Origin of the sequence: Nitrospirillum amazonense, assembly GCF_029594735.1 — a bacterium.
GTDB lineage: Bacteria > Pseudomonadota > Alphaproteobacteria > Azospirillales > Azospirillaceae > Nitrospirillum > Nitrospirillum amazonense.
The window spans coordinates 1423599-1447866 of the sequence record NZ_JARPAF010000004.1 but is presented as its reverse complement, the minus strand read 5'-3'; the positions used below and the strand labels follow the sequence as shown (position 1 = coordinate 1447866).

General features: G+C 68.4%; 22 protein-coding genes. 6 read left to right on the top strand and 16 right to left on the bottom strand.

Features of this window, described 5'->3' with window-relative positions; translation table 11 throughout:
* Positions 1 to 92 precede the first annotated feature (92 nt).
* Complete coding sequence (locus P5F91_RS27125; protein ID WP_145610293.1) at positions 93 to 1508, top strand: amino acid permease; 1416 nt, start codon at positions 93 to 95, stop codon at positions 1506 to 1508.
* A 71-nt stretch (positions 1509 to 1579) separates the two neighbouring features.
* Here the strand turns inward: P5F91_RS27125 and P5F91_RS27120 are convergent, their stop codons facing one another.
* Positions 1580 to 3343, bottom strand: a complete 1764-nt coding sequence (locus P5F91_RS27120) for an alpha-amylase family protein (protein WP_277908776.1) — start codon at positions 3341 to 3343, stop codon at positions 1580 to 1582.
* Between the two features lie 127 nt (positions 3344 to 3470).
* Between P5F91_RS27120 and P5F91_RS27115 the strand changes: the two genes are divergently transcribed.
* From P5F91_RS27115 to P5F91_RS27105, 3 genes are all read left to right on the top strand, one after another.
* On the top strand, positions 3471 to 5063 hold the full coding sequence (locus tag P5F91_RS27115; RefSeq protein ID WP_277908775.1) for an alpha-N-arabinofuranosidase: 1593 nt from the start codon (positions 3471 to 3473) through the stop codon (positions 5061 to 5063).
* Positions 5060 to 6568, top strand: a complete 1509-nt coding sequence (locus P5F91_RS27110; protein ID WP_277908774.1) for a glycoside hydrolase family 27 protein — start codon at positions 5060 to 5062, stop codon at positions 6566 to 6568. The genes P5F91_RS27115 and P5F91_RS27110 overlap by 4 nt, the downstream gene beginning before the upstream one ends.
* A 96-nt stretch (positions 6569 to 6664) precedes the next feature.
* Positions 6665 to 7306, top strand: a complete 642-nt coding sequence (locus tag P5F91_RS27105; protein WP_145610291.1) for a GntR family transcriptional regulator — start codon at positions 6665 to 6667, stop codon at positions 7304 to 7306.
* A gap of 39 nt (positions 7307 to 7345) precedes the next feature.
* Here P5F91_RS27105 and P5F91_RS27100 read toward each other — a convergent pair whose 3' ends face one another.
* Positions 7346 to 7981 (bottom strand): glutathione S-transferase family protein, encoded by a 636-nt coding sequence (locus tag P5F91_RS27100; protein WP_145610290.1) that lies wholly within the window; start codon positions 7979 to 7981, stop codon positions 7346 to 7348.
* 159 nt (positions 7982 to 8140) lie between these two features.
* Here P5F91_RS27100 and P5F91_RS27095 point away from each other — a divergent pair, with 159 nt between their 5' ends.
* Positions 8141 to 9049, top strand: coding sequence for a sigma-70 family RNA polymerase sigma factor (locus P5F91_RS27095; RefSeq protein WP_145610289.1), 909 nt, complete (start codon positions 8141 to 8143; stop codon positions 9047 to 9049).
* Here P5F91_RS27095 and P5F91_RS27090 read toward each other — a convergent pair.
* The 8 genes from P5F91_RS27090 to P5F91_RS27055 form a co-directional block, all read right to left on the bottom strand.
* Positions 9017 to 9484 (bottom strand): SgcJ/EcaC family oxidoreductase, encoded by a 468-nt coding sequence (locus tag P5F91_RS27090; RefSeq protein WP_277908773.1) that lies wholly within the window; start codon positions 9482 to 9484, stop codon positions 9017 to 9019. The genes P5F91_RS27095 and P5F91_RS27090 overlap by 33 nt on opposite strands.
* Before the next feature lie 169 nt (positions 9485 to 9653).
* On the bottom strand, positions 9654 to 10253 hold the full coding sequence (locus P5F91_RS27085; RefSeq protein WP_277908772.1) for a hypothetical protein: 600 nt from the start codon (positions 10251 to 10253) through the stop codon (positions 9654 to 9656).
* Positions 10254 to 10317: 64 nt separating this feature from the next.
* A complete protein-coding gene (locus P5F91_RS27080) occupies positions 10318 to 11313 on the bottom strand; it encodes a glycosyl transferase family protein (protein WP_277908771.1) in 996 nt (331 codons plus the stop codon).
* Between the two features lie 20 nt (positions 11314 to 11333).
* A complete protein-coding gene (gene cobA, locus P5F91_RS27075) occupies positions 11334 to 12125 on the bottom strand; it encodes a uroporphyrinogen-III C-methyltransferase (RefSeq protein WP_145610286.1) in 792 nt (263 codons plus the stop codon).
* Positions 12106 to 14793: a nitrate reductase gene (locus P5F91_RS27070; protein ID WP_277908770.1), complete on the bottom strand. Its 2688-nt coding sequence runs from the start codon at positions 14791 to 14793 to the stop codon at positions 12106 to 12108. The genes cobA and P5F91_RS27070 overlap by 20 nt, the downstream gene beginning before the upstream one ends.
* 11 nt (positions 14794 to 14804) lie before the next feature.
* The gene (nirD, locus tag P5F91_RS27065) at positions 14805 to 15143 is read right to left on the bottom strand and encodes a nitrite reductase small subunit NirD (protein ID WP_422394499.1); all 339 of its coding nucleotides are present in this window, start codon (positions 15141 to 15143) and stop codon (positions 14805 to 14807) included.
* Positions 15143 to 17614, bottom strand: coding sequence for a nitrite reductase large subunit NirB (gene nirB, locus P5F91_RS27060; RefSeq protein ID WP_277908768.1), 2472 nt, complete (start codon positions 17612 to 17614; stop codon positions 15143 to 15145). Before nirB ends, nirD begins: the two co-directional genes overlap by 1 nt.
* 45 nt (positions 17615 to 17659) lie before the next feature.
* The gene (locus tag P5F91_RS27055) at positions 17660 to 18871 is read right to left on the bottom strand and encodes a nitrate/nitrite transporter (protein WP_277908767.1); all 1212 of its coding nucleotides are present in this window, start codon (positions 18869 to 18871) and stop codon (positions 17660 to 17662) included.
* Between the two features lie 423 nt (positions 18872 to 19294).
* Between P5F91_RS27055 and P5F91_RS27050 the strand changes: the two genes are divergently transcribed.
* Entirely contained in the window at positions 19295 to 20992 is a 1698-nt protein-coding gene (locus P5F91_RS27050; RefSeq protein ID WP_277908766.1) for a bifunctional protein-serine/threonine kinase/phosphatase, read from the top strand.
* Here the strand turns inward: P5F91_RS27050 and P5F91_RS27045 are convergent.
* The 6 genes from P5F91_RS27045 to P5F91_RS27020 form a co-directional block, all read right to left on the bottom strand.
* On the bottom strand, positions 20989 to 21153 hold the full coding sequence (locus P5F91_RS27045) for a type II toxin-antitoxin system CcdA family antitoxin (RefSeq protein WP_277908765.1): 165 nt from the start codon (positions 21151 to 21153) through the stop codon (positions 20989 to 20991). The genes P5F91_RS27050 and P5F91_RS27045 overlap by 4 nt on opposite strands.
* A complete protein-coding gene (locus P5F91_RS27040) occupies positions 21143 to 21565 on the bottom strand; it encodes a DUF6678 family protein (protein WP_277908764.1) in 423 nt (140 codons plus the stop codon). The genes P5F91_RS27045 and P5F91_RS27040 overlap by 11 nt, the downstream gene beginning before the upstream one ends.
* Complete coding sequence (locus P5F91_RS27035) at positions 21562 to 22596, bottom strand: ABC transporter substrate-binding protein (RefSeq protein WP_277908763.1); 1035 nt, start codon at positions 22594 to 22596, stop codon at positions 21562 to 21564. Before P5F91_RS27035 ends, P5F91_RS27040 begins: the two co-directional genes overlap by 4 nt.
* Positions 22593 to 23183, bottom strand: a complete 591-nt coding sequence (locus tag P5F91_RS27030; RefSeq protein ID WP_277908762.1) for an ANTAR domain-containing response regulator — start codon at positions 23181 to 23183, stop codon at positions 22593 to 22595. The genes P5F91_RS27035 and P5F91_RS27030 overlap by 4 nt, the downstream gene beginning before the upstream one ends.
* 92 nt (positions 23184 to 23275) lie before the next feature.
* Complete coding sequence (locus P5F91_RS27025; RefSeq protein ID WP_088873057.1) at positions 23276 to 23560, bottom strand: 4a-hydroxytetrahydrobiopterin dehydratase; 285 nt, start codon at positions 23558 to 23560, stop codon at positions 23276 to 23278.
* 11 nt (positions 23561 to 23571) lie between these two features.
* Complete coding sequence (locus P5F91_RS27020; protein WP_277908761.1) at positions 23572 to 24267, bottom strand: SDR family NAD(P)-dependent oxidoreductase; 696 nt, start codon at positions 24265 to 24267, stop codon at positions 23572 to 23574.
* Position 24268: the final 1 nt, after the last annotated feature.

Here is a 24268-nt window from a genome sequence, read left to right as displayed (position 1 = left end):
GACATGCGTCGCCCCAGGGCAAGGGGGCGGGGCCCCTCAGGGGAAAAGGTCGGCGGCGGGGGCTAAAACACGTTCTAGATGGGGACTGCTTTATGACGTTCTGGACGCGCCGTAAGGCGTTGGACGCTTTGGCGCACGTGGACCAAAGCCGGCAGTTGCGCAAGACCTTGAGCTGGCCGCACCTGGTGGCCCTGGGCATCGGCGGCATCATCGGCACGGGCATCTATACCCTGACCGGCATCGGTGCCGAGCGCGCCGGCCCCGCCGTCATCCTGGCCTTCGCCGCCTGCGGCATCCTCTGCGCCTTCGCGGCCCTGACCTACGCCGAAATGGCCACCATGATGCCGGCGGCCGGCAGCGCCTACACCTACACCTACTCGGTATTGGGCGAGGGGCTGGCCTGGATCATCGGCTGGTCCCTGGTGCTGGAGTATGCCGTCACCTGCAGCGCCGTGGCGGTGGGCTGGTCCGGCTATATGGTCGGTCTGCTGGAAAGCATGGGCATCCATTTGCCCAAGGAACTCATCGCGGGACCTTATGCCGGCGGTATCGTCAACCTGCCGGCCATCGTCATCACCGCGCTGGTCACGGCCCTGCTGGCCAAGGGTGCGAAGGAAAGCGCCACGGTCAACATCGCCCTGGTCGCCATCAAGATCATCGCCCTGGCGGTGTTCGTCGGCCTGACGGTGTTCAGCCTGGTGCCGGAGAACTTCACCCCGTTCATGCCCTACGGCTTCGTCTCCCACATGGACGACGCCGGCCATGTGCGCGGCGTGATGGCCGCGGCCGCCATCGTCTTCTTCGCCTTCTTTGGCTTCGACGCCGTGTCGACCTCGGCGGAAGAGGTGAAGAACCCCGGTCGTGACCTGACCATCGGCATCCTGGGGTCCATGGTCATCTCCACCATCATCTATATGATCGTGGCCGCCTGCGCCGTGGGTGCCTGGCCCTTCGCCGAATTCGCCGCCAGTGGCGAGCCGCTGGCCTTCATCCTGCGCAGCCTGGGCCATCCGGGTGCGGCCTGGGCCATCGGGGCTGCCGCCATCGTGGCCCTGCCCAGCGTCATCCTGGTGATGATGTTCGGCCAGACCCGCGTGTTCTTCGTCATGTCGCGTGACGGCCTGCTGCCGCGCGGCCTCAGCGACCTGGGCGCCGACCGCCGCTCGCCGGTGAAGGTGACCCTGCTGGTCGGTCTGTTCGTGGCCCTGTTCGGCGGCTTCCTGCCGCTGGCCACCATCGCGGAGCTGTCCAACGCCGGCACGCTGGCGGCCTTCATCTCCGTCTCGGTCTGCGTCATGGTCCTGCGCGTGACCAAGCCGGACATGCCGCGCCTGTTCCGCTGCCCCGCCGTGTGGGTGGTGGCTCCGCTGGCGGTCATCGGCTGCCTCTATTTCCTGTACTCCCTGCCCGGCACCACGCTGCGCAACTTCGCCATCTGGCACGTGATCGGCCTGGTGATCTACCTGGGCTACAGCCGCCGGGCCAGCCTGCTGAACAAGACTGTGTAAGGCGCTGCCCCGTAAACGAAAAGGCCGCCAACCCCCCGGGCGGCGGCCTTTTCTTTTGTCGATTGGCGCCCTTATTTCCGCCGCGCCTCGCCCCAGGCCTTGGCCTGTTTGATGTAGTCCGCCATGGCGGCGCGTTCCTTCGTGAAGGTGTCGTCGACCACGGTGATGGTTGGGATGGCGCGCTGGTGGGGCGGGATCTCGGGCTTGTAGGTGCCGAAGCCCGCCTCGTGCACGCCGGTGCTGCCCCGGCCGGGGGCCGGGCGGCTCAGATGCTGATAGCTGCGGACATGGCCGTCATAAGCCGCCGGGGCCAGGGCGTAGCGCGTGACATGGCTCATGGGGATGAAGGCCATCTGCGCGTCGTACAGCATCTCCCCCACCGGCGGGATGCCGGGGTGGCGCTGGGCCAGATCCTGCACCAGCAGGCGCGTGCCCTCATGCATGTCGGCCTTGGTGTTATTGATGGCCGCCCCGGCGATGTCCAGGAAATAGCCGTCGACGCCGAACTGCCTGATGGTGGCGGAGATGCGCTCCCCCAACCAGCGGCGCCAGGACTCCACCCCCAGGTTCATGAAGGGCATCCAGCCCTCGCCGGACCGGTCGTTGTCCCAGTCCACCCAGTTCAGGTCGAAGGAATCGCCGTCCACGCGCTCCGTCGTGGCGTCGGCGAACAGCTTGAATTCCTCCCACACCTTGTTGGCGCTGTTGGTGCCGAACATGGGAACGATGCGGAAGCCCAGCTTCTGCGCCTGGGTGACCAGGCGCTTGAAGCCTTCCGCCCCGCCCATGCGCGGGTCGGGCTGGTACAGGGGGTAATTCCAGTAATAGCGCCCGTCCCAGGCCGGCAGGAAGACCATGACGCGCTTCGGGTCGATCTGCGTGGCGGCCCAGCGCAGGATCTCCAGGATGCGGGCATAGTCGTTGAAGATGTAGCCGGTCCAGTGCGCGCCGTGGATGCTCAGCACCAGGTCGACCTCCCGCATCCACGCCGGCATGTCCGGCCGGGTGGCCAGCGGCGGGATGCCGTAGGTCTTTTCCACATGGGCGAAGTGCGGGGCGGCGGCGGCCGCGTAATCCGCCGCGGGTCCCACCCGCCACGGCGGGGTCGCCAGGCTGTTGGCTTTGGCCCAACCCTCGCCCTCATGGATCAGCTCAATGCGATAGCCATCCGGCCCCGGCTGGAAGAAGAAGCGGCAGGTCCGTACCGCCGTCTGCCGCGCCGATAGGGCGAAGTGACGGCCATCGGCGGCCTTCAGCACGGCCAGGGGTGTCGCCACCCCATGGAAGAAGTTGGGATATTCGTAGACCTTCTCATCATCCTTCAAATCGGTGAAATCCTGGCCGGAGACGGAGATTTCACCGCGCGGCAGGCCCCGCACCACGGTGGTGATGGATTTCACCGGGTGCGGCGCCTCGGCCTTGGCCGTCCACTGCACCGTGCCGTCCGCCTCCACCATGAATTCGGCCACCAGCGTGCCCGGCGCCTTCTCCTGACCGCCGGCCCACAGCAGGCCGTCGCAGGTCAGCGTGGTGCGGTTACCGTCGCGCACCACACGCGTCACCGTGGGGTCGATGGCGTAGGCGTTCTCATACGTCTGCACCCGGAAGCCCATCAGCAAAGGGCCCACCTGCACCGACGCCTCGGGGAAATCGAAGCTGAACTGCAGCACCGCCTCGCCCCTGGCCGGGGTGTAGACGCCGCTGCGCGAGGTCAGCAGCTGCAGGTCCGGGCTGGGCGCGCCGGACGCCGCCGCCGCCGGGGCGGTGGCGGCCAGCGCCGCGGCGGTGCCGGCGCCGCTGGCCAGGAAGGCGCGGCGGGTTACGGGATGGGGCACGGATGACGTCTCCTGTTCCTGCTTGTTCTTTTCCGGCGGTCGCCGGCCCGCGAATGGTTTACAACCTCGCTGGCGCCGGATAGTACTATTATACGACTTAAAAACACCACAGGGAGTGCCTCCAGGAATGATCCGTGCTCTTCGCCCCGCCGGGCGCCTCGCCGCCGCCGTTCTGCTGGCGGGCACCGCCCTGGGCGGTACGATGGCCTTCGCCGCCGCCCCCTCGGCCACGGTGACGGTCCAGGCCGACCATCCCGGCCCGGTCATCGCCAAGGAAATCTATGGCCAGTTCGCGGAGCATCTGGGCACGCAGATCTACGGCGGCATCTGGGTGGGGCCCGACAGCTCCATCCCTAACATCCACGGTTACCGCAAGGACGTGGTGGAGGCGCTGAAGGCCCTGCATGTGCCGGTGGTGCGCTGGCCCGGCGGCTGCTTCGCCGATGAATACCATTGGCGCGACGGCATCGGCCCCAAGGAGCGCCGCCCCGTCATCGTGAACACCAACTGGGGCGGAGTGGAAGAGAACAACGCCTTCGGTACCCATGAGTTCATGGACTTCTCGGAACTGATCGGCGCCGGAACCTACGTCAACGGCAACCTGGGCAGCGGCAGCGTGCGCGAGATGGCCGACTGGGTCGCCTACATGACGGCGGACAACCACGGCAGCCTGGTGCAGGAGCGGCGGGCCAACGGCCGGGACAAGCCCTGGACGCTGAACTGGTTCGCCGTGGGCAACGAGGTCTGGGGTTGCGGCGGCAACATGACGGCGGATTACTATGCCGACCTGCTGCGCCAGACCCGCACCTTCCTGAAGCCGGGCGCCGGCCAGCCGACGAAGTTCATCGCCGTGGGTCCCAGCGATGACGACACCGCCTGGACCGAGACCATCATGGCGCGGGCGGCCAAGGAAATCGACGCGCTGTCCATGCACTATTACGACGTGGCCTCACTGAACAGCGTGCCCAAGGGCACCTGGAAGGTGAAGGGCTCCGCCACCGACTTCAATGAGACCGAATGGTTCGCCAGCATCTTCGGCGCCTACCAGATCGGCACCTACATCAGCCACCACAGCGCCATCATGGACAAGTACGACCCGGAGAAGCGGGTCGCCCTGGTGGTGGACGAATGGGGCACCTGGCACGACCCGACGCCGGGCAGCAACCCCGGCTTTCTGCAGCAGCAGAACACCGTGCGCGACGCGGTGGTGGCGGCGATCAGCCTGAACATCTTCCATGCCCATGCCGACCGCGTGCGCATGGCCAACATCGCCCAGATGGTGAACGTGCTGCAGGCCATGATCCTGACCGACGGGCCGCGCATGGTGCTGACGCCCACCTACCATGTCTTCGATATGTACAAGGGCTTCCAAGGCGCCACCAGCCTGCCCGTTGCGGTGACGGGGCCGGACTACAGCCAGGGCGGCCGCACCGTCCCCGCCGTCAGCGCCTCGGCCGGTCGCGGCACGGACGGCGTCACCCGCCTGGCCCTGACCAACGTCGATCCCAATAAGGCGGCCCCCGTGCAGGTGCGCCTGGCGGGCCTGAAGGCGGGCAAGGTGACGGGCCGTATCCTGACGGGCCCGGCCATGAACAGCGACAACACCTTCGACCATCCGCAAACGGTGGTGCCGACAGACTTCAGTGACGCCAAGCTGTCGGGCGACACCGTCAGTGTGACCCTGCCGGCCAAGTCTGTGGTCGTTTTGGAACTGAAATGACCAAGTGTGTCCTTGGCGTCCTGGCCGGTGTTCTTCTCACCAGCCAGGCGTGGGGCGCTGATCTGACGGGCGACTGGGTCTTCCAGGCCGCCCCGTCCTTCCCCCGTTTCACCAAGATGGTCATCCGCCAGGACGCGGGTGGCCTGCACGGCACCATCACGTCCGAATGGTATGGCGACCTGCCCATGCTGGACCTGAAGGCGACGGGGGAGGGCCCGGCGGGGGAAAGGTTGGTCTTCCATATCGACAACGGCAATCCCAAGCTGAAGCCCCTGGACCTGACCCTGGCGCCGGATGAGTCGGGCATTCGGTTGACCGGCCAGGTCTGGTACGAGAAGCAGGACGCCACCGCCCATCGCGCCACGGCGGCGGAGATGGCGGCCCTGGACTTTCCCACGTATCCGCTGCCCGCCCCGGCCCATGTGCCCAGCAACGGCCTGGCCCGCACCCCGCCCATGGGGTGGAGCAGCTGGAACAAGTTCGCCGAGGCCATCGACGACAAGACGGTGCGGGAGATCGCCGACGCCCTGGTGCGCAGCGGCCTGCGCGACGCCGGCTATGTCTATGTCAACATCGATGACGGCTGGCAGGGGGAGCGCGGCCCCGATGGCGTGCTGCATCCCAACGCCAAGTTCCCGGATATGAAGGCCCTGGCCGACTATGTCCATGCGCGGGGGCTGAAGCTGGGCATCTACAGTTCCCCCGGCCCCAAGAGCTGCGCCGGCTATGCCGGCAGCTACGGCCATGTGGAGCAGGATGCCCGCACCTGGGCGGAATGGGGCATCGACTACCTGAAGTACGACCTGTGCTCGGGCGAGGGCTTCTACCACACCGCCGATACGGTCCAGGCGGTGTATCAGCAGATGGGGGCGGCGCTGAACGCGACCGGCCGCCCCATCGTCTACAGCCTGTGCGAATACGGCCGCTTCGACGTGGGCGCCTGGGGCCGTGACGTGGGCGGCAACCTGTGGCGCACCACCGGGGACATCGAGGACAGCTACGCCAGCATGGCGGCCATCGGCTTCGACAAGAACGGCGTGCCGCGTCACACCGGCCCCGGCGGCTGGAACGATCCGGACATGCTGGAGGTCGGCAACGGCGGCATGACGACCGAAGAGTATCGCACCCACATCAGCCTGTGGGCCATGATGGCGGCCCCCTTGCTGATGGGCAATGACGCCCGGTCCATGCCCCGGGACACGCTGGCCCTGCTGGGCAATGCCGAGGTCATCGCTATCGACCAGGATCCGCTGGGCCGCCAAGGCTTGCCGGTGCGTAAGCAGGACGGGACGGAGGTTTGGACCCGGCCCTTGGCCGACGGCTCGGTCGCCGTGGGCCTGTTCAACCGCACGGACAAGCCGGTGGCCATGACCGCCGATTGGCCCGCCCTGGGCCTGGGGGATCATCCCAGCGTGCGCGACCTGTGGGCCCATCGCGGCGTGGCGCCGGGTGCCGCTCATACGGTGCCGGCGCACGGCGTGGTGCTGTTGCGCGCCACCCGGTAGGTGTTAGCGCTAACAGTGCCAGCGGATTTTCATTCGGGAAATGCTATGATGGGGCACGGCAGTTCGCCGCGACCCTCTCCCGACTGAATCCGCCGCATGAGCATCATCGTTCGCAGCCTGCCCGACCAGGCCTATGAAATCGTGCGGGAGCACATCCTGCTGGGCACCATGGCGCCGGGCACCGCCGTGCAGCAGGCGGCGGTGGCCAGCCAGCTGGGCATCAGCAAGATCCCCCTGCGCGAGGCCTTGGGCCGGCTGGAGCAGGATGGCCTGGTCACCTCCTTTCCCAACCGGGGCTATGTGGTGAACACGCTGACGGCGGAAGAGGCGACGGAGGTGTTCGCCCTGCGCCTGAAGCTGGAACCCGGGGCGACGGCGGATGGCGCCCGGCGCGCCACCCCGGCCGACCGCGAGCACGCCCGGGCCGAGCTGCTGGCGCTGGAGCGGGAGCAGGGGACCGCCGGCACCGGCCACGTCACCCACAACCGCGCGTTCCACATGGCGCTGATCCGCCCGGCGGGCGGCATCACCAGCCAACTGATGGAACGCCTGCACATCCTGTCGGAACGCTATGTCCGGGCGCACCTGGAACCCCAGGGCCGTGACGACAGGGCGCGGGATGAGCACCGCGCCCTGTTCGATGCCTGGATGGCCGGCGACGCCGCGGTGGTGGAGACGCTGACCGCCCGGCACATCCAGGGCACGCTGGAGGATTTGCAGCGTGAACTCGCCGGCTGACCGGAACGCGGCGGGTGTGACCCCGCCGCGCTTGACGCCTCACGCTGCCACGGCCGTCACCTTCGGTGCCGCCTTCACCCAGGCGGGCTGTTCCCGCATGTGGTCCAGATAGCGGTTGATGTTGGGGAAGGGCGTCCAGTCAAAGGGCGTTACGCTGCGATAGCCCTCCAGGCAGACCAGGCCGTAGTCGGCCAGGGTGACGCCGTTGCCCACCAGGTAGGTGCGGCCGGCCAGGTGGCTTTCCAGCACGGGGGCGAAGCGGGCCAGATCCTGCTGAAAAAATGCCATGACCTCGGCCGCCGGCTCGCCCAGGCCATTGCGGGGCTTGATGATGCTTTCGAAGATCAGGGTGCCCCAGGCCTTGTTGAAATGCGCCTGCTCCCAGAACTGCCAGCGCGTGATGTCGGCGCGCACGGCGGGATCGTCCGGAAACAGGGATGAGCCGCCGGCCTTGGCCACCAGGTACTGGTTGATGGCGCAGCTCTCCCACAGCGTCAGGCCGCCGTCCACCAGCACCGGCACCATGCCGTTCGGGTTGAGGGCCAGGAAGCCGGGCTGCCGCGTTTCCTGCTTTGTGAAGTCCAGGGTGCGGACCTCGACCGTCAGGCCCAGGTGGTGGACGACGGCCAGGACCTTGCGGACGCTGGGGGAGCCGGGAAGGGTGTAGAGTTCCATGATGCGTATGCTCCTTGGGTTTGGGGAACACCGCTAAGACGCTGGCGGCGCTGCAAAAGATACGGACCCGGACCGGCAAATATTTTTCGCACCCCCTGTAACCTTCCGCCGCCCTGGATCGTCCTTGGGGGATGCACCCCAGCGGAAGGCGTCATTCCCATGCTTCAGATCCACCCCCGGCCCCAGACGGATTTCGACCGCCTGGTGCGCAACCTGCGCCCCCGGCTCTACACCTTCTGCGCCCGCATGGTGGGCTCGGTGGTGGAGGGGGAGGACGTGGTGCAGGAAACGCTGTTGAAGGCATTGCAGGCCTGGCCGGGGATCGAGCGGCTGGACAGCCCTGAGGCCTGGATGTTCCGCATCGCCCGCAACGCCGCCCTGGACGTGCTGAAGCGCGGCGGCCGGACGGAGCCGCTGGAGGATCATGAGCATCTGGCGGTGGAGACGACGGACCCGCTCAGCCAGCGTGAGCTGGCGGAGTTCGGCCTGCGCCCCTTCATGAAGCTGTCGCCGGCCCAGCGCGCCTGCCTCATCCTGATGGACGTGCTGGGCTACACCCTGGCGGAGATCGCGGCCATGCTGGACATGAGCGTGCCGGCGGTGAAGGCCGCCCTGCACCGGGGCCGGGCCAAGCTGCGCGCCCTGGCCGCCACGCTGGAGGAACCGGCACCCCTGGTGCTGTCGGCGGAGGAGCGGGCGCACCTTGCCCGCTATGTCGCCCTGTTCAACGCCCGCGATTTCGACGCCGTGCGCGCCCTGCTGGCCGACGATGTACGCCTGGATTTGATGGGGGAGTTCACGCGCCACGGCCGCGCGGGCGTAGAGCCCTACTTTGGCAACTACAGTCGCCTTCTGGGCTGGCATCTGGTGCCTGGCAGCATCGACGGCCAGCCCGGCCTGCTGTCCTACCGCGACGGCACCATCGCCAACTTCATCTTCATCAGCTGGCGGGACGGGCGCATCACCCGCATCCGGGATTTCTTCCACTGCCCGGTGGCGCGCGGCATGGCCGACGCCCGTCCCCTCGACGCGGCTTCACTCCCGGAGGGTGGGGCCATCCATATCTGATTCCCGGCTGAGATGCCCCGTCAGGCTTTCGGGAGCAATGGGGACGGAGGTGTGCTCCTGCGCGATGAGCCACGCCGTCTTTCCCTGGGGGCCTTCGCGCTTCACCAACTGCCAGCTCAAGCGGTTCTGCATGGACCGCAGCTTGGCCCCCTCCGGCGTCAGGGCGGTGTAGGTCAGGAAGGCGCTGAGGCCCGCGGCCTCACCACCGCCCACCACCCGCACCGCCTCCGCCGTGACCTGCACGCGCTCATCATTGAGCCCGCCCAGCCAGGCCTCCACCGACTGCCGCCAGGCCGCTCGGTCGGGATAGGACCAGGTGTCCCAGGTGTCGAACACCACCACGTCCTCGGCATAAAGCGCCAGCAGCGCCGCCGCGTCCCGGTTCCACACCGCCTGGCGATAGGCCTCCAGAACCGCTTTCACCTCTTCTTCCATATCGCTTCTCCTGTGGGCTTTGAGCCTGGAAGACGAATGACAAGGGCTGAAGGATACAGGGGCGATTGGGTTTTTTTTAGGATCAGGCGGGGGAGGCCCGCCGGCCCGCCCAAATCTCCGTCGCCATCCGGTCCGGATTGGAGAGTTCAGTTATGTTAACCAAACCACTTTATTGTTCATTGGGATGGCAATTTTTATCTTTGTAAAGGCTGTATTCGAGCAGCTTTTTATCCGTAGTTATTTCATTGGTGTGTTTGATAATGTTGAATGTTGCATACACCCATAAAAATAATGCGGCCATCGAAGCGATGCCGGAAATTCTTAAAAAAGTTTCCCCGCTGAAACTTTTAACCAAATCATTTCGAATTTTCCCGGCTATCCTTGTTGGGAATATGGGCATTATTATGTACATCGCGCTACCGATAAAAAAACTCAAGCCTTTTGTTGCAATCATAAGCGTGAATGCGAAAAAATACAAGGTTCCAAAACGCAGAATTGTAATCTTTATGACATTAATTCCGTGAAGCTGATCGCACGCGGCGACAAATAGGTATGGGAATATGGAAGCCAGGAGAGCAATGAGAGTGGCGAATGTCGCAAAATATAGATTCCTTACTCTCAGGTATAACCCCTCATTAATATAAGAAAACTGTTTTGGCATCGAGAGAACAGATTCTCGGATCCGAAATGCTAATCTATATCTTCTTCTCTCTTTCGCTCTGGACTCTTCAAGAGTATTGCCATAATTATTGAATAATTTCCGCTTCATTTGATTCCACCATTGAATTTTTTAGCAGGTTGTTTTCAATAACAATATTATATATCGTGTGATGCTATTCATTTTTCGCGCTACCATTACTACGATAACCACGCCCCGCCCAAATCTCCGCCGCCACCCGGTCGGCCTCGGCCGGATCATCCGCCAAGCCCAGGGCCAGCGCCCCCAGCGCGATGGTGGCGATGACGGTGGCGGTTTCGGCCTCCCGCCCCGGTTCGCCGCGCCACACGGGCAGCAGGCCCTGGGCGTCCCCCTTGCTGGTGGTTAGGGCGGGAAGGGGGAGTTCCCGGCGCTCTGCGCCGACTTGCAGATAGGCGGTGGTGGGCTTGGCGGGATTGCGTTCGACCTCGCCGCCGCCGCCCTTGACCACCACGAGGCGGGGGCGGTTCAGGCGCTGGGCCACGCCTAAGTGCAGGTCGATGTAGGGCGGGTGGAAGACGCCGTCGACGGCGGCGCGGGTGTCGAACGGGTCCAGCAGGCGGCAGACGGTGTTGATGGGGCTGCGCAGGCCCAGCAGGTGGCGCAGGTTCAGCAGATGGTCCAGCGCCGGGCTGAGCGCCGACAGGGGCAGATAGGCGAAGCCGGTCTCGGCCACCAGGCGCTTGGCATCCTCGTGGCTGGTGGCCGGGCGCAGGCCCAGCTCCCCCAGGGCGTCGGGCACGTCGCGGCCCTGGGTGAAGGCGTTGGACCCGTGCATGATGACGCGGTGCCCGGCCTGGGCCAGCGCCAGGGCGGACAGCAGGAACCAGGGCTCATCGCGGGTGCGGCCGGCGCCGTAGGATGGCCAGTCCAGGTCGGCGGCGCCGGTGCAGGTGCCGTCGCTGATGCCGGCGGCGTCGCGCGCGGCCTCCACCAGGCCCGCCACCTCATCCGGGTCCTCCCCGCGATAGCGCAGCAGCATGAGGAAGGCGCCCACCTGGTGGGGGTCGGCCTCCCCCTTCAGCACCATGCCCAGGGCCGTGCGCGCCTCTTCCCGTGTCAGGGAGCGGGAGCGGCCGGGGCCGCGCCCCAGGGTGCGGACGTACTGGGCGAAGACATGTTCATCCGTCATGGCGCAGGCAAACTCAAGTTTCAGGCGGCGCGGGACCGCACCTCGTTCATCGCGGACTCTACCGCGTCCTGCCGCCGCAACGCCACCACCCGTCCCACCAGCACCAGGGTGGGGCCGCTCACCGCCGCCGCTGCCACCAGGGCGGCGATGTCGGCCACCGTGCCGGGCAGGCGCCGCTCGGTCGCCAGGGTCGCGTTCTCGATGGCGATGGCTGGGGTGCTGGGGTCCAGGCCGGCGGCCAGCAGGCGCTGGGTCACCTGGCCCAAGGTGCGGCCGCCCATATAGATGGCGATGGTGCCGTCGCAGGCGGCCAGCGCGTTCCAGTCGTGGGTGGGTACCCTGTCGTCGGCGCCGTGCCCCGTGATCAGGTGCAGGCTGCGGCTGTAGCCGCGCTGGGTCAGCGGCATGGCCATGGATGCCGCCGCGGCGCAGGCCACGGTGATGCCGGGCACCACCTCCGCCACCACGCCGGCGGCGGCCAGGGCCGCCAGCTCCTCGCCTGCGCGGCCGAAGACCATGGGGTCGCCGCCCTTCAGGCGCACGACATGGGCGCCCGCCTGGGCATGGGCGACGATCAGGCGGTTGATGGCGGCTTGGCTCAGGGTATGCCGGCCGCAGCGCTTGCCCACGTCGATGCGCCGGGCATGGGCGGGGGCCAGGTCCAGGATGCGCGGGTCGACCAGCTTGTCGTACAGCAGCACGTCGGCGCTCTCGATGCGGCGCAGGGCCTTCACCGTCAGCAGCTCGGGATCGCCGGGGCCGGCGCCGACCAGGCTGGCGCGGCCGGTGACGTTAGGCTGAGGCATGGACATTGCGCAGGATCTCCTTCAGTTCGGGGATGCAGGACCCGCAGTTGGTGCCGGCCTTGAGGCAGGCGCCGATCTCCTCCGCCGAGGTCAGGCGGTTGGCGACGATGGCCTCCCGGATAGTGACCAGGCCGACGGAGAAGCAGGCGCAGACGGTGCGGCCGGCTGACTTCACGCCCGTGGCCCCTGACCCGCCGGGGGCGCGGCCGGACAGCAGGCTGGGCCGCGCCGCGTCTGTCACCTTGTCACCCAGCAGGGCCGCCAGCACGTCGCGGGGCGGCAGTTGGGTACCGTCGCCGGCGGCCAGGAACAGGCAGGCCTCCAGCCGGCCGTCCACCAGGATGGCGACGCGCAGCAGGCCGCGCCCGGCGTCGGTCAGTTGCAGCCACTCCGCCCCCGCTGGCGGATGCAGCAGGCCCTCGACGAAGCGGGTCAGGGCCATCCCGTCCGGCAGGGGGTCCGACCCCATCAGCTCGAAGGCGTGGCCGGTGCTGAGCGGCACGCGGGACCAATAGGCCACACCCTGGGGTCGCACGGCGGCGCGGTGCAGCAGCAGGCCGCGCCAGGCCACGGGCACCGCCTCCGCCCGCACAGGCGTCAGCTTCAGTTCCGGCTGGCCGGAGATGGGGTCCAGCGCCGCATTGACCAGGCGGCCGGCGGGCCCGGCGGAGCAGAACTCATCCGTCCAATGCATGGGCAGGAACAGCTCCCCCACCCGCTGGCCGGCATCGACGGTGGCGCGCACCACCGTGCCGGCGTGGACGCTTTCGATGCGCACCAGGTCGCCGTCGGTGACGCCCAGGCGCGCGGCGTCGGTGGGGGACAGGGCGGCGCGTGGTTCCCCCGTGTGGGCCAGCAGCCGGGGCACGCGGCCGGTGCGGGTCATGGTGTGCCACTGGTCGCGGATGCGGCCGGTGTTCAGCACCAGGGGGTAGGTGTCATCGGTGCGGCTGGTTGGCGGGCGCCAGGGGGTGGGCACCAGGCGGCCCCGGCCGCTGGGCGTGGCGAAGCCGCCCTGGCCGAACAGCCGCCCGCCCTCATCCCCCGCCCAGCGCACGGGCCAGCGCACCGGCGCCAGGGCGTCGTACTGCCCATCGGTCAGCATGGCCAGGCCGCTGATGTCGAAGGGGCGGCTGCCGGCGTTCTCGAAACCCGACAGGGCGGCGTGCTCCCGGAACACCGCCGCCGGGCTGGTCCAGGAAAAGGCGTCCTTCCAGCCCATGCGCTGCCCCACGGCGGCCAGTACGCGCCAGTCTGCCCGCGCCTCGCCCGGGGCGGGGCGGAAGGGGCGCTGGCGGCTGATGACGCGTTCGGAGTTGGTGACGGTGCCGTCCCGCTCCCCCCATCCCGCCGCCGGCAGCACCACGTCGGCCAGGGCCGTGGTGTCGTTGGGCCAGCAGTCGGACACGACGACGAAAGGGCAGCGTGCCAACGCCTCGCGCACCCTATCGGCCCGGGGCAGGCTGTCGGCGGGGTTGGTGGCGATGATCCACAGGGCCTTGATGCGGCCGTCCAGCACGGCGTCGAACATCTCCACCGCCTTCAGTCCCGGCTTGGTCGCCAGGTTGGGCGCCCGCCAGAAGCGGCGGACGCGGTCGATGGCCTCGGGCTGGTCGAAGCGCATGTGGGCGGCCAGCTGGTTGGCCAGGCCGCCCACCTCGCGCCCGCCCATGGCGTTGGGCTGCCCGGTGATGGAGAAGGGGCCGCAGCCGGGCTTGCCGATGCGCCCCGTCGCCAAATGGCAATTGATGATGGCGTTGACCTTGTCGGTGCCCACAGAGGACTGGTTCACCCCCTGGGAATAGACGGTGACGACCCGTGGGGTGGACGCGAACCAGTGGTAGAAGCGGGCCAGGTCCGCCGGGTCCAGGCCGGTGAGGGCCGCGGTCTGGTCGGCCGTCTGCCGGGCGGCGGCAAGGGCGGGCTCGAACCCCTCCACATGCGCCGCCATCCAGGTGTGGTCCAGCACATCCTGGTCGGCCAGATGGGCCAGCAGGCCATTGAACAGGGCGACGTCGGCGCCGGGGCGCACGGCCAGATGCAGGTCGGCATCCTCACACGTCGCCGTGCGGCGCGGGTCGATCACCACGATGCGCAGCGGCCGCTTGGCCTTGGCGGCCAGCAGTCGCTGGTGCAGCACCGGGTGGCACCAGGCGGAATTGCTGCCCACCAGCACCACCAGGTCCGCCAGTTCCAGATCCTCGTACGTTCCGGGCACCACGTCGGCGCCGAAGGCGCGGGTGTGGCCGGCGACGGAAGAGGCCATGCACAGCCGGGAATTGGTGTCGATGTTGCCGCTGCCGATGAAACCCTTCATCAGCTTGTTGGCGACGTAATAATCCTCCGTCAGGCATTGGCCGCTGACGTAGAAGGCGACGCTGTCTGGCCCATGCTCGGCGATCGTAGCCCTGAAACGGTTCGCCACCAGGTCCAGGGCCTGGGTCCAGTCCGCCGCCCGCCCGTCGATCAGGGGGCGGGTCAGCCGCTCCCCATCCCTCAGCGTTTCCGCCAGCGCGGACCCCTTGGAGCAGAGGCGGCCCCGGTTGGCCGGGTGGTCGGTGTCCCCCACAACCTGGCCGTCGGCCTGGGCGACGACGCCGCAGCCCACGCCACAATAGGGGCAGGTGGAGCGGACGGTGCCGGTGAGGGCACCGGCTTCAGCGTCCCGTGCCATCCCCTCCGGCATCACGCCACCATGGCCAGCAGGATACGGCCGTCCTGCACCCGCACGGGGATGCGGGTGACGCAGCCCTCGTCCGGGGCGCAGGCCTCGCCCGTCTCCAGGTCGATCACCCAGTTGTGCAGGGGGCAGGTGACGGCATGGCCGTGCACGGTGCCTTGCGACAGGGGGCCGCCCTTGTGCGGGCAGCGGTCATCCACGGCGAAGACGGTGTCGTCCAGGGTGCGGAAGACGGCGACGTCGCCCCGGGGGGTGGCGACCACACGGGCACCCTGGCGGGGGATGTCGTCCACCGCACCCACCTCGACCCAGCGGCTTTCGATACCAACGCTGTCCATGGTCATCACTCCACCGTCGCCAGGGTGCGGAAGGGGGCGGCCGCCGCCTTGCCCGGCGTGCGCTCGGCCCAGGGGTCGTCCTGGCTGAATTTCTGGGCGTACAGGAACTTGGCATAGAGCGCCTTGCGGCCTGCCGCGTCGTCCACGATGCGCTGCTTCACATGGGCCAGGCCCACCCGCTCGATCCAGGGCGCCGTGCGCTCCAGATAGCGGGACTCCTCGCGGTAGAGCTGCAGGTAGGCGCCGCAGTACTCCAGCACCTCTTCCTCCGTCGTGACCTTGCACAACAGGTCGGTGGCGCGGACGTGGATGCCGCCGTTGCCGCCGACATGCAGTTCCCAGCCGCTGTCCACCGCCACGACGCCGAAGTCCTTGATGGTGGCCTCGGCGCAGTTGCGCGGGCAGCCGGACACGGCCAGCTTCACCTTGTGCGCGTGCCAGGACCCCCAGGTCATGCGCTCCAGCTTCACGCCCATGCCGGTGCTGTCCTGCGTGCCGAAGCGGCACCATTCCGACCCCACGCAGGTCTTCACCGTGCGCAGCGCCTTGCCGTAGGCGTGGCCGGAGACCATGCCGGCATCGTTCAGGTCCTTCCACACATGGGGCAGCTGCTCGCGCGTCACGCCCAAGAGGTCGATGCGCTGGCCGCCCGTCACCTTCACCGTGGGGATGGCGTACTTGTCCACCACGTCGGCGATGGCGCGCAGCTCATCGGCCGTGGTCAGGCCGCCCCACATGCGCGGCACCACGGAATAGGTGCCGTCCTTCTGGATGTTGGCGTGGTTGCGTTCGTTCACGAAGCGGGACTGCTGGTCGTCCTGGTACTCACCGGGCCAGGCCACCAGCAGGTAGAAGTTCAGCGCCGGGCGGCAGACATGGCAGCCGTCGGGGGTGGACCAGCCCAGGGCGGACATGACCGTCGGCATGGTGCGCAGCCCCTGATCCACGATGGCGCGACGCACCTGGTCGTGGCTGTGGGCCGTGCATTTGCACAGCGGCTTCTCACCCGTAGGTTTGGCGTAGCCGTCGCCCAGCGACAGGGCCAGCAACTGTTCCACCTGGGGTGTGCAGCTGCCGCAGGAGGCGGACGCCTTGGTGCGGGCCCGCACCCCCTCCAGGGTAGTCAGGCCATGTTCCGCGATGGCGCCCATGATCTTGCCCTTGCACACGCCGTTGCAGCCGCAGATCTCGGCCTCATCGGGCAGGGCCGCCACGGCGGCGGTGGGGTCGGCGGCGGGCGCGCCGGCCGCTAGGCTGGCGAAGGCCCGGCCGAAGATCAGGGTGTCGCGCAGCTCGCCCAGCGGCTTGTCCTCGCGCAGCAGCTGGAAGTACCAGCCGCCGTCCTGGGCATCGCCATACAACACGGCGCCTACCAGCTTGTCGTCGCGCAGCACCAGGCGCTTGTAGGTGTTGCGGGCGGCGTCGCGGAACACCACCTCCTCCGTCGTCTCGTCGCCGATGAAGTCGCCGGCGGAGAAGACGTCGATGCCCGTGACCTTCAGGCGGGTGGCCATGGCGGCGGGGACGTAGTCGCTGGTGGCGTCCTCGCGCGCCAGATGGTCGGCGCAGACCTTGGCCATGTCCCACAGCGGGGCCACCAGGCCATAGGTCTTGCCGCGATGCTCCACGCACTCGCCCACGGCGAAGATGTCGGGGACGGAGGTGCGCATGTCGTCGCCCACCTCGATGCCGCGGTTGATGGCCAGGCCGGCGGCCCGCGCCAGGTCGATGTTGGGACGGATGCCGATGGCCAGCACCACCAGGTCGCCCGGGATTTCCCGCCCGTCGGCCAGGCGCACGCCCTGCACCCGGCCCTCGCCGAAGATCTCCTCGGTCTGGCCGTTGGTGAAGAAGTTCATGCCGCGCTCGTCCAGCTCGCGCTGCAGCAGCTCGGCCGCCGCCTTGTCCAGCTGGCGTTCCATCAGCGTGCCCATCAGGTGGACGACGGCCACCTGCATGCCCCGGCGCAGCAGGCCGTTGGCGGCCTCCAGCCCCAGCAGGCCGCCGCCGATGACGATGGCGCGCTTATGCTTTTCCGACGCCTCGATCATGGTGTTGACGTCGGCGATGTCGCGGAAGGCGCAGACGCCGGGCAGGTCCAGGCCCGGCACCGGCGGCGCGATGGGGCGGGAGCCCGTGGCCAGCAGAACCTTGTCATAGGCCACCACCCGGCCGCTGGCCGACGTCACGGTGCGGGCCTGGGTGTCGATGGCCGTCACCGCGTCACCGGTGACGAGATTGATCCCATTCTCCTCATACCAGGAGCGGGGGTTGATGACGATCTGCTCCAGGTCCTTTTCGCCGGCCAGCACGGATGACAGCATGATGCGGTCGTAGTTCACGTGTGGTTCGGCGCCGAAGACCGTGATGTCGTACTTCAGCGGGTTGCGCTTCAGCAGTTCGTCCACCGTTCGCATGCCGGCCATACCGTTGCCGACAACCACCAGCTTCTGGCGCGGGGGCATATGCGTGTCCATGGGGGAACCTTTCCCTTGAAATCGCTAAGTCTGGAGTGCTGTCAGTCAGACGCGGGCCGCGCCCAGAGCGGCGGCGCCCCAGGTGGTGCGCCACCGGCGCTTCACGCCGGTCAGGCCGACCAGGGCCGCCAGGGCCAGCAGGGCGAACAGCAGGAAGCCCGCCTGGTAGCCGCCGGTCAGCTGCTTGGAGTAGCCGAGGCTGGAGGCCAGGTAGAAGCCGCCTACGCCGCCCATCATGCCGACCAGGCCGGTCATGACGCCGATCTCGCGGCGGAAGCGCTGCGGCACCAGCTGGAACACGGCGCCGTTGCCCATGCCCAGGGCCAGCATGGCGACGACGAAGACGGCCAGGGCCATCCAGGCCTGCGGCAGGGCGAAGCTGACAACCACCAGGGCGCCGGCGGCGACCGTGTACATGACGGTCAGCGAGCGCACGCCGCCGATACGGTCGGCCACCGCACCGCCGATGGGCCGCACCAGGGACCCGGCGAAGACGCAGGCCGCGGTGAAATAGCCGGCGGTGATGGGGCTGAGGCCGTACTGGTCGTTGAAGTAGATGGTGAGGGAGGAGGCGAGGCCGACGAAGCCGCCGAAGGTGACGCTGTAGAAGAACATGAACCACCAGGCGTCGCCGATCTTCAGCACCGCCAGATATTCGGCCAGCGACTTGGCCGGCGGGCATTCCGGGCTGTCTTTGGCCAGCACGGTGTAGACGCACAGCGTCAGGGCGAGCGGGATGGCCAGCAGGCCCAGCACGTTGTTCCAGCCATAGGCGACGGCCAGGGCCGGCGCGAAGAGGGAGGCGAACACGGTGCCGGAGTTGCCGGCGCCGGCCAGGCCCAGGGCCGTTCCCTGATGCTCCGGCGGATACCAGCGCGAGGCCAGCGGCAGGGCCACGGCGAAGCTGGCGCCGGCCACGCCGAGGATGGCGCCGGTCAGCAGCGTGGCGTTGAAGCTGTGCACCCCGAAGTACCAGACGGCGACAAGGCCGGTGATCACCACCATCTGCGCCAGGATGCCGGTGCGCTTGGGCTTCAGGTGGTCCACCAGGATGCCGTTGATGACGCGGAAGAAGGCGCCGGCCAGGACGGGAACCGCCACCATCAGGCCCTTCTGCGCCGGCGACAGGCCTAGGTCCTTGGCGATCAGCACGCCCAGCGGGCCCAGGATCACCCAGGCCATGAAGCTCATGTCGAAGTAGAGAAACGCCGCGAACAGGGTCGGCAGATGTCCAGCCTTCAGGAAACTCTTGTTCATCGGGTGCGCCTCCGGGCAGGGCCGTGGGCCTTTGGCGATGGGGGCTGCCATGGGTCAGGCGCCGCCTGTCACCAGAAGGGGTGGTGGATCGGGATCAGGCCGCAAGGGGCCTTGGGGTGGGGTAGGGCCCGGTGGAACCGGACGCTGACAGGCCGCCGTTGACCCGCCGATCAGACCACAGGGGACGCGCGCCGTTGCGCCATCCCGGAGGCGGGACCGCCCCGCCGTTGGGGCCGTCCCGATGCAGAAAAGAACCTTTCGGCCCCCTGCTCGTGTAATGTTCTTCGCAACCGCCGTGCCAATTTCGCTGTCGCGGAAAACCTGGGGTTTTGGAAAAAGGCCGACGGCCTAAATGCCTAATTATTGCGCAATCGCCAAGCTGGCCGCGCAAATGATCAAATTATAGGCAATACTGGGGTGGGAATGGGGGTACGGCAGATCGAACTGCGCGTCGGCTGGTGCAGTGAAACCGGCCGCCGCCCGCGCAATGAGGACTACGTGGGCGTGTGCCTGGGTACCGCCACCCAGCGGGCCCGTCAGGGGGCGGTGGCCGCCATCGCCGATGGCGTCTCTGGGGCGCCGGGCGGCCGCGTGGCGGCGGAACTGGCGGTGCGCGGCTTCATCGATTTCTATCTGGGCGAACGCCAGACCCTGGGCATCCGGCGGGCGGTGGCGCACGCGGCGGAGGCCATCAACCGCTGGATCCACGCCCAGGGACGGGCGGACCCGGAGCGCGCGGGCATGGCCACCACCCTGACCGCCGTCATCCTGCGCGACCGCCGTGCCCATATCCTGCACGTGGGCGATACCCGCCTTTACCGCCTGCGCGACGGTCGGCTGACCCAGCTGACCGAGGACCATGTGCACAGCGGTCCGGACCAGCGCCACATCCTGCGCCGCGCCATCGGGCTGGAGGATGCGCTGCGCGCCGACTACGCGGCCGAACCCTTGCGCGAAGGCGACCGCCTGGTGTTGCTGACCGATGGCGTGCACGGGGTCTTGTCATCCCGCGACCTGGCCCGCCTCACCTCCGGTGAACCGACGCCGGAGGCGGCCAGCCAGGAGATGGTGGCGGCCGCCCTGTCCGCCGGCAGCCACGACAACGCCACCGCCCTGGTCATCGACGTGGTGGCCCTGCCGCCGGCCGACCAGGGCGAACTGGCCGACCTGACGGCGGAGTTGCCCATCCTGCCCGTGCCCAAGCCGGGCGATGTGGTCGACGGCTATCGCGTGGGCCGCCAACTGTCCGATGGCCGCTACAGCGCCCTATTTCTGACCGAGCCGGCGGGGAAGGAGGCACCGCTGGTGCTGAAGTTCCCCAAGCCGGCGGTGGCGGACGATGCCGTCTATCGCCTGGCCTTCGTGCGCGAAGGCTGGGTGGCCGCCCGGGTGCGCAGCCCCTGGCTGGGGGAGGTGGTGGAGGTGCCGCCCGGCCGGCAGACGCGGCTATACACCGTCATGCCCTATTACCCGGGGCAAACCCTGACGCAGCGCCTGGCGGCGGCGCCGCGCGTGGGCGTGGCGGAGGGCGTGCCCCTGGCGGTGAAGCTGGCCAAGGCGGTGGCGGCGCTGCACCGCGCCGGCATCATCCACCGCGACATCAAGCCGGACAACGTCATCATCGACGGCGCCGGCGGGCTTCGCCTCATCGACCTGGGCGTGGTGCGCCTGCCCGGGATGGAGGATTTCCCCGCCGAGCAGATCCCCGGCACGCCCAGCTACATGGCGCCGGAACTGCTGGCCGGTGAGCCGGGGGATGAGCGCACCGACCTCTATGCTTTGGGTGTCACCATCTATCATCTGTTCACCGGCGCCTACCCCTACGGCGAGGTCGAACCCTTCCAGCGCCCCCGCTTCGGCACGCCGGTGCCCTTGCAGCAGCGCCGCCCGGACCTGCCCACCTGGCTGGACCTGTCGGTCATGAAGGCCGTGGCCGCCAATCCGGCCGACCGGCGTGGCGACGTGCTGGAATTCGCGCTGGAACTGGAGGCCGGCGCCGCCCACCCCGCGCCCCGCCCCACCCGCCGCCGCTCCTTCTACGACCGCGACCCGGTGCGCTTCTGGAAGCTGGCGGCCCTGGTGCTGCTGATCCTGCTGATCCTGTCGCTGGTGCGGGATTAGAACTGCCGATAGTCGGCCAGCGGAAGGCCGTTCTTCTCGACGAAAGCGTTCCAATCGGCAATGGCGTCTTTGTTATCGGCCAACCATTGAGCGGCTTGCTCTTTGTTCACGGGCGTGCGCGCTGTCGGGCGATAATCGCAGGGAACCTTTTCATCTGACATGGCCAAGCACCCGTAGGCTGTGGGCGGTTTGCTCAAAAGAAAACTGCTTACCCGTAGCTTCAAGGCAAGCCCGGATGGCGACAATGTCCTGTGCATATTCCTGGGGCGGAAGACTGCCAGACCGGGGCAAGCGCGCATGGCGAGGAAATTCCAGCCACTCGATCGAGACCAAGGGAAACGGGCCGTAGTTAAAGCTATCGATAAAGGCGTGCGGCGTGCCTGTCAGCCAGACTGGCCCCAAGACTTTCATGTCCTCGACGTCAATGAATTTCACCAGCATCTGTTGGATATCGAGGCCGCTTTGCTGCAAAGCGGTGAACAGGCGTCGCCATTTGGCGTTGGACATTACCGACCCTGGAAAGCGGCGAGCGGTGCGCCGGTCTCGGGCCAGATCGTCAGCCAGGGTGGTCATGTCAAGGCCCCGACAATACCCGCCGCCGCCTCATACAAATCCGGCCGGTAGATTCGCGCCGCCACGGCTTCCGTCTCGGCCGCGCTGACCGGCAAGTCGCGCCAGCGGGCCATCTGGTCCAGGAACCAGCGGGCCTGATCCAGGGTGGGGCGGGTGGCCGCGCCGAAGACGCAGATGTCGGTGTCCTGACCAGCACCGTCACGGGCGCCACCGGGCAAGGAGGCGGCGATGATCTCGGGCGCCAGGTTCAGGAAGGCGGGCTGGGCCAGGGTGGCGGCGATGGCGGGGGTGTTGGCCGGGTCGGCGCAATCCGCAGCGGCGCGCAGCAGGGCGCGCAGCATAGCCTGGAGGGCATCGGGCTGTTCCTCGGCCCAGGCCTCGCGCACCGCCAGGCATTTCTCTGGATGGCCGGGCATGATGTCGGATGACAGGGCGACGGTACGGCCCACGCCGGCGGCCGCGGCCATGGCACCCCAGGGGGCACCGGCGCAGAAGCCGTCGATGCGGCCTGACTCGATGGCGGCCACGCTGTCGGCCGGGGGCACGATGGCCCAGTCGACATCCGCCTGCGGGTCGATGCCGGCGGCGTGAAGCCAGCTTTTGAACAGCAGGGCGTGGGTGGACCATGCATGGACCACCGCCAGGGTGACGCGGGGCCGGCCACGCAACAACTCGGCCAAGCGCTGGCCGGCCTCGGCGGCGTTGGGGCGCCCCCCTGCCAGGATGGGCCCGGCCAGCTCGTTGGACAGGGTCACGGCGTCGCCGTGCTGGCTGAGGCTCATGGGGATGATCAGGCGGGCCGCCGCCGGCCGCAGGCCCAGCGCCATGGCCAGCACCAGGGGCGGCAGCATCACGGCGGCATCCAGCAGGCCGTAGGACAGCTTGTCCGCCAAGTTGGCCCAGCTGGGCTCCACCGACAGGGTGACGTCCAGCCCCTCGGCCGCGAACAGGCCGGCGGCCTGGGCGTGGATGACCGGGGCGCTGTCGGTCAGGCGCAGCAGGCCGATGCGGACGCGGCGCGAAACGGTCATGACCCGCCTCCCTTCTTCTGTTCAGCGGCGGCCACGATGTCGGCGGCCACGGCGGCAAGCTTGCGGCTCTGCTCCATGGCCTGGCGGCGCAGCCAGCGATAGGCCTCCGGCTCCGCCATGCCGCGCTGGCGCATCAGCAGGGCCTTGGCCTGGTCCACCACCTCACGCTCGCGCAAGGACGTCTCGGCCTTGTGCAGGCTGGTTTCCACCTGGCGGTAGCGGCGGAACATGGCCACGGCCGCCTGCACCACCGGCTTTATGGCGGGCAGCGAGGCACCGACCACGTTGTAGGAGCTGACGCCGGCCTCAATGGCCGCCTCCATGAAGGCCGGGTCGTCCTGGTCGACGAACATGACGATGGGGCGCGGGTCGTGGCGCGAGATGGCGCGGATGTCCTCCAGACCGTCGCGGTCGGGGCGGGCCATGTCCACGATCACCAGGTCGGGGGCGGTGCGCAGCACGGCATCCGCCAGCAGCTCGCCAGCGGCCAGGCGCACGATTTCCGTGGCGCCCGCGGCGGCCAAGTCGGTCTCCACGATGCGCCCGGGGTCGCTCAAATGGACTGTGTCGGCGATCAGAACCTTCACCGGCGGCCCATGAAGCTGGTTGGCGGGGAAACACCCTTAATCGCCAACCGGGCTTTCATGCAAGCGCGGTGATGCCGATTGTGTCCGTCAGGTTAGAGGACCGGCAACAAACGGTCGATGGCCTGGGCCATGTCCACGTCGCGCTGTGACAGGCCGCCGGCGTCGTGGGTGGTGAGCCGGATGTCCACGCGGTTGTAGACGTTGAACCATTCCGGATGGTGGTCCGCCTTCTCCGCCAGCAGGGCCACCTGGGTCATGAAACCGAAGGCGGCGCGGAAGTCGGTGAAGACGCAGCGGCGGGTGATGGCGTCGCCCTCCGGCGTTACGGTCCAGCCGGGCAGGGGGGGAAGGTCGGCGGCGTTCAGGCGCTTGACCATGATGGACCTCTTCAGTCGGCGGTGGGGGCGGTGACGGGGACCAGGGCGCCGTTGATGGCCCGGGCGGCCCGGCTGGCCAGGAAGACGATGGCGTCGGCCACAGCCGCCGTGGCCGTCCAGCTCTTGGGATCGACGTTCGGCATGTCCGCCCGGTTCTGCGGCGTGTCCATGACCAGCGGCAGCACGGCATTGACACGGATGCGCCCGCCCAGCTCTGCCGCCAGGCTTTCCGTCAGGCGGGCCACGGCGGCCTTGGAGGCGGCATAGGCGCCCATGCCGGCGCCGGCCTTCTCCGCCGCCGCGGCACCCACGTTGACGATGGCGCCGCCGTCGGACAGGCCGCCATCCGCCTCGGGCACGATGGCGGCCCGGCACATGTTCAGGCAGGTGCGGGCGTTGATGGCGAACAGCTTCTCCCATGCGGCGGGATCGCCGTCCGCCACCGTCTGCCAGCGGAAGCCGCCGGCGACGTTGACCAGCACGTCGGCCCCGCCCATGGCGACCTTGGCCTGGCCAAAGGCGGTGCGGGCGGCGGCCTCATCCGTCAGATCCACGCCGCCCAGGTGCAACACGCCCTCCGCCACGGCGACGGGTGCCGGCGCATGGTCGATCACGGCGACGTGATGGCCGGCCGCCCGGAAGGCGTGGGCCACGGCGGCGCCCAGGACCCCGGCGCCGCCGGTGATGATGACCTTCTGCTGGGTCATG